General features: G+C 64.0%; 12 protein-coding genes. 6 read left to right on the forward strand and 6 right to left on the reverse strand.

Annotation, left to right across the window (positions count from 1 at the left end; translation table 11 throughout):
- Positions 1-157 precede the first annotated feature (157 nt).
- A complete protein-coding gene (locus tag J5251_RS17880) occupies positions 158-1,564 on the forward strand; it encodes a zinc-dependent metalloprotease (RefSeq protein WP_139004784.1) in 1,407 nt (468 codons plus the stop codon).
- On the opposite strand, the gene J5251_RS17885 is transcribed toward J5251_RS17880, so the two are convergent.
- Positions 1,561-2,187 carry a M48 family metallopeptidase gene (locus tag J5251_RS17885; RefSeq protein WP_208574756.1) on the reverse strand — a complete coding sequence of 209 codons (627 nt, stop codon included), beginning with the start codon at positions 2,185-2,187 and terminating at the stop codon, positions 1,561-1,563. The genes J5251_RS17880 and J5251_RS17885 overlap by 4 nt on opposite strands.
- Before the next feature lie 132 nt (positions 2,188-2,319).
- Here J5251_RS17885 and J5251_RS17890 point away from each other — a divergent pair, with 132 nt between their 5' ends.
- Entirely contained in the window at positions 2,320-3,390 is a 1,071-nt protein-coding gene (locus J5251_RS17890; protein ID WP_208574757.1) for a TOMM precursor leader peptide-binding protein, read from the forward strand.
- Between the two features lie 18 nt (positions 3,391-3,408).
- Here J5251_RS17890 and J5251_RS17895 read toward each other — a convergent pair whose 3' ends face one another.
- Both J5251_RS17895 and nudC read right to left on the reverse strand, forming a co-directional pair.
- Positions 3,409-5,538 carry an ATP-dependent DNA helicase UvrD2 gene (locus J5251_RS17895; protein WP_208574758.1) on the reverse strand — a complete coding sequence of 710 codons (2,130 nt, stop codon included), beginning with the start codon at positions 5,536-5,538 and terminating at the stop codon, positions 3,409-3,411.
- The gene (gene nudC / locus J5251_RS17900) at positions 5,535-6,488 is read right to left on the reverse strand and encodes an NAD(+) diphosphatase (protein WP_240793014.1); all 954 of its coding nucleotides are present in this window, start codon (positions 6,486-6,488) and stop codon (positions 5,535-5,537) included. The genes J5251_RS17895 and nudC overlap by 4 nt, the downstream gene beginning before the upstream one ends.
- A gap of 151 nt (positions 6,489-6,639) precedes the next feature.
- Between nudC and J5251_RS17905 the strand changes: the two genes are divergently transcribed.
- Positions 6,640-7,977, forward strand: coding sequence for a macrolide 2'-phosphotransferase (locus J5251_RS17905; protein ID WP_208574759.1), 1,338 nt, complete (start codon positions 6,640-6,642; stop codon positions 7,975-7,977).
- A 2-nt stretch (positions 7,978-7,979) separates the two neighbouring features.
- Here the strand turns inward: J5251_RS17905 and J5251_RS17910 are convergent, their stop codons facing one another.
- The 3 genes from J5251_RS17910 to J5251_RS17920 are packed head-to-tail and all read right to left on the reverse strand — an operon-like array spanning position 7,980 to position 14,976.
- On the reverse strand, positions 7,980-11,291 hold the full coding sequence (locus J5251_RS17910; RefSeq protein WP_208576217.1) for an ATP-dependent helicase: 3,312 nt from the start codon (positions 11,289-11,291) through the stop codon (positions 7,980-7,982).
- 47 nt (positions 11,292-11,338) lie between these two features.
- Positions 11,339-14,590, reverse strand: coding sequence for an ATP-dependent helicase (locus tag J5251_RS17915; protein WP_208576218.1), 3,252 nt, complete (start codon positions 14,588-14,590; stop codon positions 11,339-11,341).
- Between the two features lie 8 nt (positions 14,591-14,598).
- The gene (locus tag J5251_RS17920) at positions 14,599-14,976 is read right to left on the reverse strand and encodes an MGMT family protein (RefSeq protein WP_139004779.1); all 378 of its coding nucleotides are present in this window, start codon (positions 14,974-14,976) and stop codon (positions 14,599-14,601) included.
- 92 nt (positions 14,977-15,068) lie between these two features.
- On the opposite strand from J5251_RS17920, the gene J5251_RS17925 reads away from it, so the two are divergent.
- The 3 genes from J5251_RS17925 to J5251_RS17935 all read left to right on the forward strand — a co-directional run bounded on the left by J5251_RS17925 (position 15,069) and on the right by J5251_RS17935 (position 17,656).
- The gene (locus J5251_RS17925; RefSeq protein WP_139004778.1) at positions 15,069-15,797 is read left to right on the forward strand and encodes a 3'-5' exonuclease; all 729 of its coding nucleotides are present in this window, start codon (positions 15,069-15,071) and stop codon (positions 15,795-15,797) included.
- Positions 15,798-15,923: 126 nt separating this feature from the next.
- A complete protein-coding gene (locus J5251_RS17930) occupies positions 15,924-16,916 on the forward strand; it encodes a methionine ABC transporter ATP-binding protein (RefSeq protein ID WP_139004777.1) in 993 nt (330 codons plus the stop codon).
- Positions 16,913-17,656, forward strand: a complete 744-nt coding sequence (locus J5251_RS17935; protein ID WP_139004776.1) for a methionine ABC transporter permease — start codon at positions 16,913-16,915, stop codon at positions 17,654-17,656. Before J5251_RS17930 ends, J5251_RS17935 begins: the two co-directional genes overlap by 4 nt.
- The last annotated feature ends 6 nt before the right edge of the window (positions 17,657-17,662 follow it).

A 17,662-nucleotide genomic window follows, 5' to 3' on the forward strand; every position in this document is an offset into this window, starting at 1 on the left:
CTTCTCATTTGCCTAGAGCGAACCGGGCTCAACAAGCACGACATGGCGTGAAAACTAGCGGTAACGTGTAGTCAGAAGCAACAATCCGGCGACGGCCCCAGGGCCCTGTTCCAGGCCCGCATGCCCCAGCACACCCTCACAAGGACCGGTGGTATAGATGACCTCCAACCCATCCAACAACGGCGACGATCCGAAGGATCCGCTGTCCGAAATGTTTGCCAAGCTTTTCGGCGCCGAGGGAGCCGGCATGGATCCCGCAGAAATAGCCAAGGCGGCAGGTCTGCCTTCCGATCCCAACGTCCTGGCGCAGATAATGCAGCAGGTCCAAGCCATGATGAGTGCCGGAAATGAAGGCCCGGTGAACTGGAAGCTGGCCCACGAGAGCGCGCGCAAGGTTGCGGCCTCGGACAGTGACCCGTCGGTTTCTCCCGCCCAATCCCGCGAGGTGGACGAGGCATTGCGCCTGGCCGAGATGTGGCTCGACCCGGTAACGGATTTCGCCGGCACCGGGCTCATGGGCAGGGCGTGGTCGCGGGCCGAATGGGTTGAGGCGACATTGCCGACTTGGAAGCGGTTGACCGAACCGGTGGCCAACAGTATTGCTTTCGCCCTTACGAGTGCACTCTCCGAACAGGTGCCGGAGGACATGAAGGCGATGATGGGCGGGGCCCATTCGATGCTGCAGAACATGGGCGGCGCCCTGTTCGGTATGCAACTGGGACAGGCCGTCGGCGCTTTGTCCAAGGAGGTTGTCGGCTCCACGGATATCGGCATCCCCCTGGCGGAAGGCAAAATGGCGCTGTTACCTGCCAATGTCAGGGCCTTCGGCGAGGGCTTGGACGTTCCCGAGTCGGAGATCCGGATCTTCCTTGCAGTCCGGGAGGCGGCCCACGCACGCTTGTTCACCCATGTTCCCTGGCTGGCAGGACACCTTCTGGGAGCAATCGAAGGCTATGCCCGAGGCATCCATATCGACATGGCGCGGATTGAAGAAGTGGCACGGGAAATCGATCCTACCGATCCCGAATCCATGCAGAATGCGCTCTCCCAGGGCGTGTTCATGCCGCAAAGGACACCGGAGCAAGACACGGCCTTGGTGAAGCTGGAGACGACTTTGGCGCTGGTCGAAGGCTGGGTCGATGAACTGACAGCCGCGGCTACGGTAAATCTGCCATCCGCGAGTGCATTGCGGGAAACCGTGCGCCGACGTCGTGCAACGGGCGGACCCGCCGAGCATGCCTTTTCAGCTTTGGTCGGATTGGAATTGCGTCCCCGGCGTCTACGCGACGCGGCCGCACTCTGGGCTGCTCTGGCTGAGGAACGCGGCATCGAAGGCCGGGATTCCATCTGGCATCACCCGGACCTGCTGCCGACGTCGGAAGATCTGGACGACCCGGCAGGCTTCAGTTCCCGGCGCCAATTGCTGGAAGCGTCGGATACGGAGGTCGACGAGGCCCTGCAAAAGCTGTTGGCGGGCGGGTTTGATGAGCCGACCAACGGTACTGATGCCGATACCGACGAGGATGAGAACGGCGGCCCCAAGGAGGGGCGCCAGGACTCCTAGTCCTCCACATCGTCATCCAGTAAATCACCGCCGCTGTCGTTAAGGCCCCGGCCCATCGCAAACGCTGCCCCATCCAGAAATGCCTTGGCACGGGCAAGGTCAGGATATGGCGCGAGCACGTCCCAGAAATCTGGCCCATGTCCGGGAACTACTAGGTGGGCTAGTTCGTGCAGGATCACGTAATCGATGACCCATTGCGGCATGCCTTCGATCTTGTCCGAAATTCTGATGGTGCCGCGGGCCGGGGTACAGGACCCCCAGCGACCGTTCTGGTTGGACACCCAACGGATGCTCTCCGGGCAGGGATTCCCGGAAATGTATCTGCCGGACAGCATGGCGGCCCTGTGCATAAGTGCTTCGTCACTGCGGACCTTCCGCTTTCCGACGTCGGCGTCCGGTTTCGCCTCGAGGCGGGCGACCATCCTGGCAACCCATTCACGTTCTTGGGCTGCTGTGAAGTGGCCGGGAATGGAGATAACCATTTCACCATCGCGCCAGCCCGCAGATACCGTGCGCCGTCGCCGGTTGGAGCGCTTGACCACTACCGGCTTACCGTCCTTGGTGGTCAGCGCGGCCGGGCCGTCTCCTGCCCGTAAAGCTGTACTCTTCTGTCCGTCCCGCATGGCAACGACGTTACCGTGAATGGGCGATTGCCAGAATCACGCACCCGCCGCACCTTCGATTCTGTGGATAACTCCTCCCCGCCGCTGCCAGCGTGCCAGCATGGAATCCCGGAACTCGAGAAGGAGAACGCAGTGGCCGAGCTGAAGATCAATCCCGGTTTGCGCCTGATCGAGCGCGGGGACGCAGTGCAGATAGGCTTGGGGTCCACCGGTCTGGTGCTCGAGGGCACAGGCCAGGGGGATCTGGAATTTTTGTACCGTCTGCGGACTGGTTTCGACGACACGGAACTGCAGCGCATTGCAGTGAACTGTGCCATCAGCCAGGAAAGGGCTCGGGCGTTGGTGGCAGCGCTGGAAAGTGTGCTGGTCGCTCCGCCGGCCAAGTCGGAGCAACTCAGCGGCTTGCGCCTGGACCGTCTGACGCCTGATCGGGCTCACTGGTCCGCGGTGTACTCCGTCGACTCGTCGGCGCTGCTGGCTAACCGGGCACGGGCAGCCGTTCATTTAATCGGGCTGGGGAGGACAGGCGGTGCCGTCGCCTGTGCCCTGGCCGCTGCGGGCGTCGGCACACTACTGCTGGAAGACCGAGCCAGCGTCGGGCCCGCCGACGTAGGGTCGGGAGCATTCAGGCTGGCGGACGTCGGGCTGAACCGGGCGCAAGCTGTTCGGAAGATGATCCGCAATATCGACCCGACGGTTTCCACGCACATTCTGTCCAACAGCATGGCCCCGGAAGCCGCCGCGGGCCGCCCACGCTTCCTGAATCTCGTAATTTACACTGACCGCGATGTGCCCAACGCACGCATCAGCCACGGCCTCTCCGAAGGGGACAATCCCCACCTGTCGCTGCTGCTTCGCGAGCGGGACGCGTTGATTGGCCCGCTGGTAGTACCCGGGCAATCCGCGTGCATGGACTGCTTGGACCGCCATCATGCCCAAACAGATCCCGACTGGTATGAGCTGTGCTCGCAGGTACACGATGCCAGCGCAGAAACCGGCGCCGTCGACGAAGTGGCACAGTCCGTTGCCGCGGCGGGGCTGGCAAGCCTGCAGTCGCTGCTCTTTCTGGATGGCAGGAACCGCCCGGCAGCTTGGTCGGCCGTCCTGCAGCTGCGTTCAGCCGATGGCACCGTTGGCCGGCACGAGTACCGGCCCCACCCCGAGTGTGCCTGCCAGCTGCAGCCGGCGCTGCAGGACAGCTAGCGGGCCAGGAACTCTGGCCTAGTTAGCCGAAAGTATGCGCAGCACGTCTTCGCCATAGCGTTCCAATTTGGCGGGCCCGACACCGGCGAGACGCGAGAGTTCCTGCATGGACTGGGGCCGCGCTTCGGCAATAGCCACCAGCGTCGCATCGGTGAACACGACGAAGGCCGGCACCGAAGCCTCCAGGGCCGTATCCTTGCGCCACTGCCGCAAAGCATCGAAGGTCGATTCCTCGTAGGTAGGCGGGCAGTTTTGGCAGCGGCCGACTTTGCGTTCGGCGCCTGAGCTGAGCAGGGTTCCGCACACCCGACACACCGCGGGTGCCGCTTGCTTGCGGCGGGAGGGCTTGGCGCCTGCCCGGTTTTGCACGGAGGACGATGATTGCGGCCGCAGCCCGTCCAGGAAGCGTGAAGGCTTCCGGTTGGCCCGGCCCCCAGGGGTGCGCGCCAGGGACCATGACAGGGCAAGATGCTCGCGTGCCCGCGTGATCCCGACGTAAAGCAGCCTACGTTCTTCATCCACGGCGTCGTCCGTGTCCGCGAACGAGATCGGCATCAGGCCTTCGCTGAGTCCGACCAGGAACACGGCATCCCATTCCAGGCCTTTGGCCGAATGCAGCGAGGCCAGCGTGACGCCTTGGACAGTAGGCGCGTGCTGGGCTGCAGCACGCTCTTCCAGCTCAGTAACGAGATCCTGCAGCGTGAACACACCACCGGCCGCGCTTCCGCGCGCCTTGTCCAATTCATCCGCCAGGGCCACGAGCGCGGCCAGAGACTCCCAGCGTTCGCGCACCGCACCGCCGGATCGTGGAGCCTGCGCGGTGTAGCCAAGGTTGGCAAGGATGTCCCTGACCAACTGCGGCACGGGATCGGTCCCTGCGGCCCGTGCGCCGGCACGGAGCTGCAGCATCGCATCCCGGACTTCTTTCCGGCGAAAGAACCGCTCACCGCCACGCAACTGGTAGCCGATATCCGCCGACGCCAGTGCCTGCTCGTAGGCTTCCGATTGTCCGTTGGTCCGGTACAGCACGGCGATCTGGCTTGCGGCGACGCCTTCATTCAGAAGCGTCCGGATCCTTCCGGCTACCTGTGCGGCTTCGGCCTCGTCGTCGGCGCATTCCGTAAACGAAGGCTCCGGACCGGTAGGGCGCTGGGCGATGAGTTCCAGCGGGGCGGACCAGGGATCGTTGCCGCGCCGCGGCTGCTTCGTACGTGCCGCCAGCAGCGAGTTGGCCAGGTTAACCACCTGCGGAGTCGATCTGTAGTCCCGCACCAGCTTGACCACCTCGGCCTCGGGGAACCTCTTGGTAAAATCCAGCAGATGCCGGGAAGTAGCGCCGGTGAAGGAATAGATTGTCTGGCTGGCATCGCCAACCACGCACAACTCGTCCCTTGGACCCAGCCACAGGTCCAGCAGCCGTTGCTGCAGCGGGGACACATCCTGGTACTCGTCCACGACAAAGTGCCGGTACTGGTCCCGCACGGTGGCGGCGACCTTGGCATCTTCCTGCAGGATGCCAACCGTGATCAGCAGGACATCTTCAAAATCGATGATGTTACGGTCGGTCTTGACATCTTCGTAGGCCTGGAAGAGCCGGGAAATGGTCGTCAGATCAAACCCTGCCGGTTCGACCCGGCCTGCCGCAGCCTTGAGGTAGGTGTCCGGGGTCAGCATCGAAACCTTGGCCCACTCGATCTCTGCGGCCAGGTCCCTGATCGCGGCTCGGTCCGTGGTCAACCTCAGCCGCCGCGCGGACTCGGCGATGACTTGGGCTTTGTGGTCGAGCAATCCGGGCAACGGGCCGCCCACGGCGTGGGGCCAGAAGTACTGCAGCTGGCGCAACGCGGCAGCATGGAAAGTGCGTGCCTGAACCCCGCCCACGCCCAGGTCCCGCAGCCGTGTGCGCATTTCAGCCGCCGCACGGGCCGTGAAGGTTACCGCGAGCACCTGTTGCGGCTTGTAAACTCCCGAATGTACGCCGTAGGCAATGCGGTGGGTGATGGCACGGGTCTTGCCCGTACCCGCACCGGCAAGCACGGACATGGGTCCGGTCAGCGTCGACGCAACGTGGCGCTGCTCCTCGTCGAGCCCGCCGAGAATTCTGGCTTCGAGATTGTCAGTGACATCCACCGGTAGTTCCAGACTCACTTCCTGCCCAGCGGTTCCGGCAGCGCGCTGCCATACCAGTGTTCGATCAAGGCCCGGGCGATCGAGATGCCGCCCGCGACCTGGATCTCACCGGACTCAATTCCCTGCGCGAGTTCGGCCCGGGTGAACCAGCGCACGTCCCTGATTTCCACGCCGTCCGGGACCGTTTCGGTTCCCGTTGCGACTGCAGTGAAGCCCAGCATCAGAGAAGATGGGAAGGGCCACGGCTGCGATCCCATGTACTGCGGCGAGTGCACCACTACCCCGGATTCTTCCTCGATTTCCCGGATTACGGCCGCTTCAAGGGACTCCCCCGGTTCCACGAAACCGGCCAGGGTTGAGTACCGTCCAACGGGCCAACTGGCCGAATTGCCCAGCAGCAACCGGTCCTCCGCGTCCACGACCGAGACAATGATGGCCGGATCGGTACGGGGATAGTGCTCACTGCCGTCAGCCGGGCAGCGCCGGACCCAGCCGCCGCTTTCCACGGTGGTTCTTGTCCCGCACCGCGGGCAATGCGTATGGACAGCGTGCCAATTTGAAATTGCCGCTGCTTCCGCGAACAGGCCGGCGTCCTGGGGCGAGAGCAAGGTTGCGACGTCGCGCAGTCCCAGCCACTCGCCGTCGTTCTTTACTTCAGCAGTTATCCCCGTCAGGTCTTCCAAGACAATATCCGTTCCCTCGGGAACTTCCGCTCCTGCCACTGCACGGCCTAGATAGACAAGATTTTCCGGCATGCTGCGCCCGAGCGAGGGCTGCAGCACAATCTTGTTGTCCCGCACGAGCGTTTTGCCAGCATCCATCACCATGACGCAGGTGGAATCCAAGCCCCAGATATCGTCGAACAGAACCGCTTGGCTGCGGCGCTCACAACCCCGGTCCATAGCGCTGCGGGCAAGGGTCAGGCCGCCCAACGGAGGAAAGCCTGTGGCGTGGGTTGTGGTGCTCATGCCTCTACCGTACTAAGCGCGGCGGACCAATTGATATTTGGACCCGCAATCTGGGGAGAACACTGGGCCCGCGCTTGGTGTCCGTCACGTTCTAGCGACTCGCCGCGGCATCCACCGTGGCTGGGGCAACATTCCAATTACGGTGGACTACGTGAGAAAGACTCCTATGGAACTGGCTGCCATGGCCAGCGCAGCCGTACCCGGACTGGCGCCTGCCGGCGTTTCCGGAGCTCCCGACGATGCCGCGGACTTCACTTCCGCGGTAGTGATCGACGACGCCGGCAAGCAGTGGCGAGTCCGCTCTCCCCGCCATCCGGAAGCCAGCATGAGGCTCGAAACGGAGTTGCTGGTCCTTCGGTCCTTCTCCCCCGGTATCCGGGCCGAACTGCCGTTCCAGGTGCCCTCGGTGGCGGGCACCGTACAGCAAGGGGAACTGCGCACGTTTGTCTACAACCACGTCCCCGGGGCTACGTTGGAGCTAGAGACGCTCGTCGCCGAGGGCGGCCGAGTGCCCACCGAAATCGGCCGGGCCATGGCCGGCATCCATGACCTGCCGCAGGCCATGGTGGACCGCGCGGATTTGCCGAGCTACACCGCTGACGAGTTCCGTCAGCGCCGGCTGAATGAACTCGACCAGGCCGCCACGACGGGCAAGATCCCGCCGGCTTTGCTGCGGCGTTGGGAGCATGCGCTCGAGGATGTCACGCTCTGGAAGTTCAACCCGTCCGTGGTCCACGGTGACCTGCACGAGGACAACCTCGTCATCTGGGATGGTGCCGTCAGCGCCGTCACCGGATGGACTGATCTACGGATCGGCGATCCAGCGGATGATTTTGCCTGGCTTATCGCCGTCCACGAACAGTCTTTTGCCGACGTCGTGCTGGAGTCGTACAACAAGTACCGCAAGGAGCCGGTGGATCCGCACCTCATGCGCCGTGCCGCGCTGGCCGCGGAATTCGCGTTGGCGCAGTGGCTGGTGCGCGGTGTCGCTGCCGAGGATGCCGCGATGATTGCCGAAGCTGAAGAGATGCTGCAGGAACTGGAGTCGGATATCCGCGAACACGGCGGCCAGGAGATCAGCAGCGAAAAGCTCCCCGTGCCCGTGGCACCGGCGGGTCCGCCGTCGGCGGCCCCCGAAACTGAGCGGCCCGCCGCCGGGCCCCGGATCAGCGAGCGCGTGACGGCGGAGCCGATAGTTCGCGCGGTCCCTTCGGATAAGCCAGCCGCTGGCCTTGGACCAGTCGACGATACGGATACCCGGCCGGACAATAAGGAAACCGACACGGACAAGGAGTCCGGCGATTCCGGCCTGCAACCGCCCAAGGAAGACGCGCCGACGGCGGACCAGCCGCATGCTTCGGCGGATGCGAAACCGAAGACTGCCGCAGAGAAGAACGACGGCGATGCCTCCGACACGGGGACCGCAGCCGCTGATGAATCATTGATAACCACAGCGATCCCCGTCATTGAGCCCCGTTCAGGTTCCTAGCATTAGGAGCCGGCGTATGCAGCGCGCACGATGGCCTCAAGTTCGGCTTCGCCAGCCAAATTGTGCGGCCGCACGGTCTTATCCGCCGCCACATAGTAGAACGCGGCCTTGACCTTCGCAGGGTCAATGCCCTGCAAACGGGCCCAGGCCAGCCGGTACACGGCGAGCTGCACGGCCCGTATAGCCAGCTTGTCGGGCGAGGGAGGCGAACCGGTCTTCCAGTCCACCAGGTCCCAGGTTCCGTCCTGGTCCCGGAAGACAGCGTCGATCCGGCCGCGCACCACAACCTCATCCACCCTGGTTTCGACGGGTACCTCGATGGCCGCCGGCGCCTTCTCTGCCCATTCGGAGGTCTTGAAAGTGGCCTTCATGGTCTCCAGGTCGTAGGCCTCGTCCACATAGGAGTCCGCAGGCGAGGACAAGTCGTCCAGATCCAGCATGCCGGCGGTGCCGAAATGCTCCTCCACCCAAGTGTGGAATGCGGTGCCCTTGCGCGCGGCCATGCCGGGCCTGCGCGGCACGGGCCGACGCAAGGACCGCGTGACTTCGGCAGGGTTGTCTTTCAGCTCCACGAGCATCGAGGCGGAGATGTGTGCCGGTAGTTCGATTTCGTTGGCTCCACGGGAGGCATTGTGCTCCTGGAGCAGCAACTCCGTTTCCCTGGCCCACGGCGCCCCCGGCTCCAGCTTCCGGTCCTCCGCAATGGCCTGCAGCACTGCCTGGCTGGCTGCCTCCATGGCAGCACGCCGGCCGGGACGGGCCGGTTCCGGTTCTCCTCCGCGGTATACCTGCGGACCTTGCAAGGGATCGTAGGGCCAGAAGGCCGTTTCGGTTTCTTCGCGGAACGGGTTGGTATCGCCAAGTTCCTCGTCGGAGATCCAGGTACCAACCTGCACTGTCGCCGGATCCTGCTGCGCCAGTGCAACCAATTCGGTCAGGAACACGGACGGGGCGGAGGGTTTGACCTTGCTGCCTGCCCAGCCCGAGGAGCTGCAGACAAGCAGGTGCTTGGCTCGGGTGTACGCCACGTAGGCCAGCCGCCGCTCCTCCTGCTCGTTGTGGGCCTGGACCTCACCTTTGTAGACTTCTTCGGCGGTGAACCAAGATAACTGGTCCGGCTGCTCAGTGTCCCACTGCGGCAGGTCCGCCCCATCGCCACGCAGGGGCCAGGGCAAGGCCTCGTTTCCACTGCTCCAGCGGTTATCGGATCCGCTGGGAAAAGCGCCGTCGTTGAGCCCGGGGACAAACACAGCGTCCCACTCCAGTCCCTTGGAAGCGTGGACGGTCAGCAATTGCACGGCGTCCTTGCTTACGTCGACCTGGACGACATCCAGCCCGCCTTCCTCTGCCGCGGCGGCTTCGAGCCAGGCCAGGAAAGCCAACAGGTCAACTCGCTGAGCAGTCTGCATGAAAGTCGCGGCCGCATCATGGAAGGCATCCAGATGCCGCCGTGCCTGGTGGATGGTAACGCCGGGTTTGGAAGCCACTTCGATATCGAGCAGCATGGCCCGTTCGACTTCGCCCAGCAGCAGGGGAAGTTCGTCCCCCACGAATGTCCGCAACTGCCGGACCTCCGCCGACAGCCGCTCCAGTCGGGCCAGCGCCTCGGGAGTCAGCGAGCGTCCGTTGCGAGACGTCCAGCCGGGTTTGGGCAACCGGTCCAGGGCCTCCACCAGGGAGGCCGCCTCGGCCAGATCCTGCTGGACGACCTGAGGGGATGCCTGTTCGTCGGCATCCAAATCCACCGTCTGCCTGTCCTCGGCCGCCCGGCGCCGCTGCGACTCCAGAAAGCGGGACCAATCGGCAAACGCCATCAGGTCCGCGGGCCCTATGCGCCAGCGGGCACCAGCCAGCAGGCGCATCAGGGAGTCGGAACGGCCGGGATCGGCCAGGACGCGGAGCGTGGCGACGAGGTCGATTATCTCCGGTTGGCTCAGCAGCCCGGCCAGTCCGACGATCTCATAGGGAATGCCCTTGTCCGCGAGTGCTTTCGCGACACCGGCGATCTGCGCGCGCCGGCGGCACAACACGGCCGTAGTGACAGGTTCAGCCCTGCCGGTTTCCGGATCGCGCTCGAATACGGTCCGGCGCGCCCTTGCCACGCCGGCAGCCACTTGTTCCGCTTCCTCGGACTCGCTGCGGTAGCGGGAGAGGACAACAGTGCCCTCGACGGCGTTCGGACGCGGCTTGAGTGCAGGCACCTCGAGCCGGCCCGGCTTCGGCCGGTTCGGGTCTACCCTGTTCAGCGGCGACGAAATCGTGTTGGCCATGGCGAGCACGTTGACGGCATTGCGCCAGGCCACGGTCAGGAAGCTGGCGGGAGCGACGCTGTGCTGACCTTCCTCATCGACGAGCGGGAAATGCTGGCGGAAGGCGAAAAGCTGTCCGGCCGAGGCTCCCCGGAACCCATAAATGGACTGGTTCGGGTCCCCTACTGCGGTAACGGGATGGCCGTCGCCGAAAAGTTTGGAGAACAGCACCATTTGCGCATGCGAGGTGTCTTGGAATTCATCCAGCAGCACCACTTTGTACCGCAGACGTTCCAGTTCGCGGGCCTGCGGTACGTCCTTAGCGATCGCTGCCGCGAGTGAAACGAGATCGCCGTAGTCCAGCACTCCGCGCTCACGCTTGGCCCTGCCGTATTGGGCGGCGAGTTCGGCAACAGTGATCCTGGTCCGCAAGCGGTTCAACAGAGACACGACGGCGGCTTTTGGCTGCCGTGTGCTGCCGTCGACGTAGGGCAGCGAACTGATCCTCTCAACGTCGTCCCGCAGGAAGCCGATGGCCTCCTGCGGCGTTGCCAAATGCTCCGAGCACTCCGAGGCAAACTGCATGACGGCCTTGACCAGAGTGGACTTGGCCGCCGTCAGATGTCCGATATCCCCGTCATAAGCCTCCACCACCTGGCTGGCAAGCTGCCACGACTGCGCGCTGCCCAACAGCACCACGTCACGTTCGATGCCAAGCCGGAGCCCGTAGTCGGAAACCAGGCCGTTGGCGTACGAGTGGTAGGTCGATACCTTGGGCTCCAGCAGTCCGGCCGCGTCATCCGCGCCTTCCGGCAGCAGGCCGTGGCGGGCGAGCTTGTTGAGCTGGACGCGGATCCTCGCCGCCAACTCGCCAGCCGCCTTCCGAGTGAAAGTCACACCAAGGATCTCCTCCGGCCGGACCATCCCGTTGGCTACCAGCCACACCACGCGGTCCGCCATCGTGGCCGTTTTGCCCGAGCCCGCGCCGGCAATGATGAGCAGCGGCTGCAGCGGCGAGCTGATGATGTCCGCTTGCTCGGGGGTGGGCAGATGCTGGCCCAGCATCCGGGCAAGTTCATCCGGGGCGTAGGTTGTGAGGACCTGTCCGACGCTCACTCGGTTACCTGCTTTCCTTCGGCGCACAGCGGGCAGAGTTCGGGGACACGGCACCCGTGCGAACCACCGCGCACTTTCTGCGGATCGTGGCGGGCTTCAAACTGATTAGCGGACATCAGTCCGGCCGCCTCATGAATCATCGGAGTAGCCCAGTCTTCGGCGGTGTCCAGTCCGCCCTGGTGCTGGACCTTGACGTTCTTCAACTCCTTGCCGAGCTGGACCAACGCGGCTCCGCCGGGCTGGCGGCCGACGTTCGGTTCCCGGTTTCCGGCCTCGTCAAAGGCACCGGCCTTGACCGCGGCCTGATAACTGCCCAGCTGCGGATGCCGGTCCAGATCCGCCGCGCTCGGCGCCGATTTGCCGGTCTTCAGGTCTATGATCACGAGCCTGCCTTCGCGGTCCACTTCCAGCCGGTCCACCTGTCCCCTCAGCCTGGCGATGCGTTCAGGGCCTTCGATATCAACCGAAAAGTCCCGCTCAACGCCCAGAAGACTACGTCCCTCTGCCCGCATGTGGAGTACGTACTGGGCCAGCCGCCGCACCATGCCCTCTGCCCGCTGGAAGTCCAGGCGGCCTTCCCAGTTTTCTTTCATGCCCAACGCCGGCCACCGCCGGGTGAGCTCCTGGACGTATTCATTTCCGGTCGCATCCGGCATGTCCTGGGCGATGGCGTGGACCAGGTTGCCCAGACTTCGGGCAAAGTCTGTGGCGGCCTCGCCACCGGCCGCCTGAACAAACCAGTCCATCGGCGAGGCATGGACCGCTTCCACCCGGGACGGCGACACCGGCACCGGCTGGTCCGGGGGCACGATCGGTGCATCGGTAGTCAGGGGCAGCAGCCCCCACCATTGGGATGGATGCGCCCCCGGTACGGGAACAGGGCTTGAGGCCAGCATGGCGAGCCCCGCCGCTGCCTGGGCAGCGCGTTCTGGTTCCTTGGCTCCTTGCTGCGCCCACTGCCGCAATTCGGCGGCCAGGGCGCGTACCGTCCGCGGCCGCATGACCGTAGTCACCGGCCGCGCCACTTCCTCGTCCAGCCACGGATCCACCACATCGAGGAACCCGGAAGGCTGGGCGTCCTCCGATTGCACGGCAATGCAGATCAGCCTGCGCTCAGCACGCGAGATAGCCGTTGAAAAGCTTCGGAGCTCGTCGTACCGCGTCTCCCGAAGCCTGGATACGACGTCGATTTGTCCCGCCTGCTCGATGCCGTGCTCAAGGACATCCACGAACTGCGTACTGCCCAGCAGCTCTCCACGCAATCGGGTGTTGGGCCAGATACCCTCCTGGACACCTGCGACGATGACCATCGGCCAACCACGTCCTGCTGCGCTGGCCGGAGTCATCAGTTCCACTGCATCACGCAACTGCGCGCGGGGAGCAAGGTTATCCATCGGCAGTTCCTGGTTCAACAGATAGTCAAGGAACTGGGCGGGGCTGGAGCCTGGCAACTGGTCAACATACCGCTCCGCTGTTTGGAACAGGGCCATGAGAGCATCCAGATCCCGGTCCGCCCGGACACCCGCCGGACCGCCCTGGAGCGCTTGCGCCGACCACCTGTCGGCAAGGCCCGCGGCGGACCATAAGGCCCACAGCACAGTCTCCGCATTGGCGCCCGGCTCCTGTGCCGCCTGCATACCGGAACTAAGCATCGCCGCGATCCGCTTGGCCGGCCCTGCTTCGCGGCCCAGAGTCTGGAGGGTCGCCGGGTTCCGCAGCGCCTCCACCAGCAGCGCATCGCTGGATCGGCCGCCCCCGCCTAGCCGTTCTTCACGGCGCAGTGACTGCCGGAGCCTGCGCAGGTCAATGGCGGTCGCCCCGCCTATCCGCGACGTTAACAGTTGGACTGCCGTTTCTGCGTCCAGCCGGTCCGGCTCCAACACCATGCCCAAGGCGTCCAGCAGCGGCCGAACGGCGGCTTCGTCGCGGACCGCCGTTTCCGCCACCGGGATCTTCACGGCGATCCCCTGCCCGGAGAGGTAACGTGCCAGTTGCGAAAGCTGGCCGCCAGTACGGACGATAACTGCCATGTCGCTGAGCTTGATGCCATCAAAGAGCCGGGCTTCAAGAATGCGCTGGGCAACGTAGCGCTGCTCGTGGACCGGTGAATCAACCAGATGGGAACTGGCCTCCGGAGCCAGCACTGAATGCGCCGGCTCCGTCTGCCATCCGTCAGGCTCCGGAAATGTCAGTTCGCGTGCCTGTTGCGCTCCGGCGACCAAGGAAATCCGCGAGGCAACCCGTTGCCAAGCTGCTGAAACAGTTGGCCCCATGCGGTGGGAATCGGTCAAGGCCATGGTCCGAAACGGTCCGCCGCCGGATGCCAGCAGCTCGGACAGGCGCGCCAGCAGATCCGGCCGCGCGCCACGGAAGCCCTGCACAACGGTGTCCGGGGAGGCCGTGACAATAGTGTCCTTACCCTCTGCGAGGACTGCCAGCAATTCGTAGACAGCAGGATTGGCCTCCTGCAGGTCATCGACCAGAATCAGTCCGAGCCGCTGCCGTTCGCGGTTCAGGAAGTCTTCATCGTCCATGAGCAGTTGCCGCGCCGCTGTGATGATACCGGCCGGGTCGAAGGCTTCCGGCATGCGCAGATCAATCAGGTCACGGTACTCCCGGAACAGCCGCGCCGCCGACTGCCAGTCTTCACGCCCGTTGGCGGCCCCCATCGCCTCCAACTGTTCGGCGGTGCTCCCGTATTCAATGACGCGGTCGAATAGCTGCCGGATCTCGTGCCGGAATCCTCGGGTTCCGAGCGCTTCATCAAGATCGCTGGGCCACCTGACGGCACCGCTGTGCCCGATACGGTGTCCCTGCAACAGTTCGGCAATGATCTGATCCTGCTCCGGGCCGGACATCAGACGCGGGGCCCGTTCCAGCAGCGGCAGCCGGCCTTCGGCCCGGGCTCGCCGGATCAGGTCGAAGGCGTAGGCAGCCCAGGTCCGTGCCGGCGTTGTACTGAGGCTTCGGTTCAACCGAGCCGTGAGCTGGTCCCGCAGACGTGCAGCTGCCAGACGCGACGGAGCCAGCATCAATATCTGTGCAGGGTCCAGTCCGGTTTGTTCGACCCGGTGGACAGCGTGTTCGATCAGCACCGTGGATTTACCGGTCCCCGGGGCTCCATAAACGAGCACCGGCCCACAGCCCTCGGGCAGCGAGATAACGGCATCCTGCTCCGGGCGTTTGGTCGGCTGCTCCGCCCGGGATCGGTTCGGCCGCACCAGTTTGAGTTCCGGTGCTTGCTGCATTGGTTTGATCACGGCTCCATTCCATCAGCCGGCAGTGACATTTTTAGGCGGATCTCTTCAATGCGATCAAAGTCATCGTCATCCGGAAACCACCGGGCCGACTGCATCTTGACCTTCGGCTCGCTTCCGGCCTCCCGGATCATAAGCGGTGTGAGCTCCCGTTGATAGCGCCGCACCGCGCGGTCCATCAGCTCGTTGGGCAGCGTTCCGTCCGCTCGGATAACCCGCCACCATGCCACCGCCCCGCCGTGGAGCGACATCACGCGACCGACTTGGCGGGCACCACCGGAGCCGAGCAGCTCCGCTATGTCCCCATAGGAGAGGACTCGACCGGCCGGTATGAGTGCCGCCACTTCGAGAACGGCATCAACAAACTCCCGGCGCATGCGATCTACTCTAAATGGCAGCGGATGTGTTTTTATCCACAGGCGGCGGGCCCGCCCCGGAAATGTCGGTGCCGGCAGGTAGCGTTGCCGGCATGAGCAGCTGGCATGAACTTCCCCGGGCAGCATTCGACGTCGAAACGACAGGGCGGGATCCGCACGAAGCACGCATCGTCACCGCATCCATTGTCCTTGTCAACGGCCTGGGGCAGCCACTGCAACAGCTGGAATGGCTGGTCAACCCCGGTATTTCCATCCCTGCCGAAGCCTCTGCCATTCACGGCATTACCAACGACAAAGCCACTAGTGAGGGAATGGATGCCGCCCAGGCTGCAGCCGAAATCGCCCAGACAATCGGCAGCTATTTCGACGCCGGCATCCCGGTCATGGCGTTCAACGCACCTTACGACTTCACGGTTCTGGCCGAGGAATGCGGACGCTACGGCATCGACATGACGGAGCCCAGACCCGTTATCGATCCCTTTGTTCTGGACAAGCAGATGGACCGGTACCGGCGTGGCAAGCGGACCTTGGTAGCACTGAGCGAGTTTTACCAAGTCCCGCTGGAGAACGCGCACACTTCCGCCGCGGACGCGCTGGCTACCATCGGTGTTGCCGATGCATTGGCCAGGAGATACCCAGAGCTTCAGGTCGATCCCTCTGAACTCCACGCATCGCAAGTTGAATGGTGCGCCAAACAGGCGACGAATTTCCAGGCGTGGTTGCGGCGGACCAAACCGGACGCAGTGGTCGATGGCGTGTGGCCGTTGCGGGAAGGCGTTGTGCATGCGCGGCCCACAGCGACGGCAGGGCAGTCAATTTAGGGTCTGAATATTACGAATCTTTGCCCGGGTTCGGGAGCGCGCCCAGTCCTGTCATAATTTAAGCTGTTCGCTGCCCGTGCTGGCCGCCGCAGACCAGGACCCGTCCCCAATCAGCCGAGGATTCATGTGATCACTGTTTCTGACCTGCGCAAGGTCTATCGTCAAGGCAACCGTGAAATTGTTGCCCTTGACGGCGTCAGCCTTGAGGTTCCGAGGGGATCAATTCACGGCATCGTGGGACATTCCGGAGCGGGCAAATCGACCTTGGTCCGCTGCCTGACTCTGTTGGACTCCCCCACCTCGGGGTCGGTGAGCATCAATGGAGCCGAACTGAGCTCGGCCCGGGATGCAGACCTGCGCAGCGCACGCCGGCGCATCGGCATGATCTTCCAGCATGCCAACCTGATGGATTCGCGGACCACCGCGCAGAATGTCGCACATCCGTTGGAAATCGTCAACACCTCCAAGGATGCCATCAGCACCAAGGTGACTGAACTGTTGAAACTTGTGGGACTGGAAGGCTTCGAAAACGCTTATCCTTCCCAGCTCTCCGGCGGCCAGCGCCAGCGCGTAGGCATTGCCCGCGCCCTCGCCTCCGATCCGGATGTCCTTCTCTGCGACGAGCCCACGTCTGCTTTGGATCCGAAAACCACCGAAGAGATCCTTGTCCTGATCAAGGACCTCACCGAGCGCCTGCAGCTGACGGTGCTGATCATCACGCACGAAATGCACGTGGTCAAGCGCGTCTGCGACTCGGTGTCCCTCCTGGCCGCCGGCCGCATCGTCGAACACGGCCCGCTGCGGGATGTCGCAGCCACGCTAGGCAGCGAACTATCTCGCACGCTGTTGCCGCTGCCTTCGGCGGAACCGCTGGGCACCGGAGCCGTGCTGGAGATTCTTTTCTCGGGGGAAACGGCCTCGGAGCCGGTCCTGACTTCCGCCGCACGGCGCTTCAATATGGACCTGAATGTACTTGCTGGCAGCGTCGAGACCCTGGCCGGAACACAATTCGGACACCTTCGAATTCAGCTGCCCACCGGCGTGGATTCCGGTCCGGTAGTCGAATATCTGCACAGCCAGGGTGTCTCCGTGCGTGCCACAGGAAAGGAAGCCGCATGAATTTCCTCGAAGAGCTGAGCACCAACCCCGGCATTACGAGGGCGCTCCCGACTGCCATCATGGAAACCCTGCAGATGGTTTCGATCTCCGGGATCTTCACTCTGGCGATCGGACTGCCGCTGGGGATTTTCCTCTACACCAGCGCCTCGGGCGGGTTACGGCCCATGCCTGTGACGAACCGGATCGTCTCTGACGTCGTCGTCAACATCACGCGATCCATTCCGTTCGCCATCCTCATGGTGGCGCTTATTCCCTTGGCACGAGTTATCACCGGCAGCAGCATCGGCCCAATCGCCGCTTGCGTTGCGCTGACAATCGGCACCGTCCCTTTCTTCGCCCGCCTGGTCGAGACTGCGCTCCGGGATGTAAGTTCCGGCAAGATCGACGCCGCCATGGTTATGGGGTCGACACGGATGCAGATCGTTCGCAAGGTGCTCGTCCCTGAGGCGCTTCCTGGGCTGGTGGCGGCATTGACGACGACGATGGTCACCCTGGTCGGATACTCCGCAATGGCCGGCATCACCGGCGGCGGCGGTTTGGGAAGGCTGGCGTACAACTACGGCTTCCAGCGCTTCGATACCACTGTCATGATCGTAACCATCGTCATCATGGTGATCCTGGTCCAGGCACTCCAATGGATCGGCGACGCGGTTGCCCGCCGGGTCGACCACCGGAGCGCAGCCACAGCCGGATCGAAGAAGGCGCGCCGGCATGAGCCAGCCACTACTATTGGGGTCTAATCCTCC

The sequence above is a fragment of the Arthrobacter crystallopoietes genome, from assembly GCF_017603825.1.
GTDB classification, from domain to species: Bacteria; Actinomycetota; Actinomycetes; order Actinomycetales; family Micrococcaceae; genus Crystallibacter; species Crystallibacter crystallopoietes_B.

Coding starts and splice junctions, on each gene's coding strand:
- J5251_RS17880 (WP_139004784.1), top strand. CDS start 158: ATGACCTCCAACCCATCCAACAACGGCGACGATCCGAAGGATCCGCTG.
- J5251_RS17885 (WP_208574756.1), bottom strand. CDS start 2,187: ATGCGGGACGGACAGAAGAGTACAGCTTTACGGGCAGGAGACGGCCCG.
- nudC (WP_240793014.1), bottom strand. CDS start 6,488: ATGAGCACCACAACCCACGCCACAGGCTTTCCTCCGTTGGGCGGCCTG.
- J5251_RS17910 (WP_208576217.1), bottom strand. CDS start 11,291: ATGCTGGGCCAGCATCTGCCCACCCCCGAGCAAGCGGACATCATCAGC.
- J5251_RS17915 (WP_208576218.1), bottom strand. CDS start 14,590: ATGCAGCAAGCACCGGAACTCAAACTGGTGCGGCCGAACCGATCCCGG.
- J5251_RS17920 (WP_139004779.1), bottom strand. CDS start 14,976: ATGCGCCGGGAGTTTGTTGATGCCGTTCTCGAAGTGGCGGCACTCATA.
- J5251_RS17925 (WP_139004778.1), top strand. CDS start 15,069: ATGAGCAGCTGGCATGAACTTCCCCGGGCAGCATTCGACGTCGAAACG.
- J5251_RS17935 (WP_139004776.1), top strand. CDS start 16,913: ATGAATTTCCTCGAAGAGCTGAGCACCAACCCCGGCATTACGAGGGCG.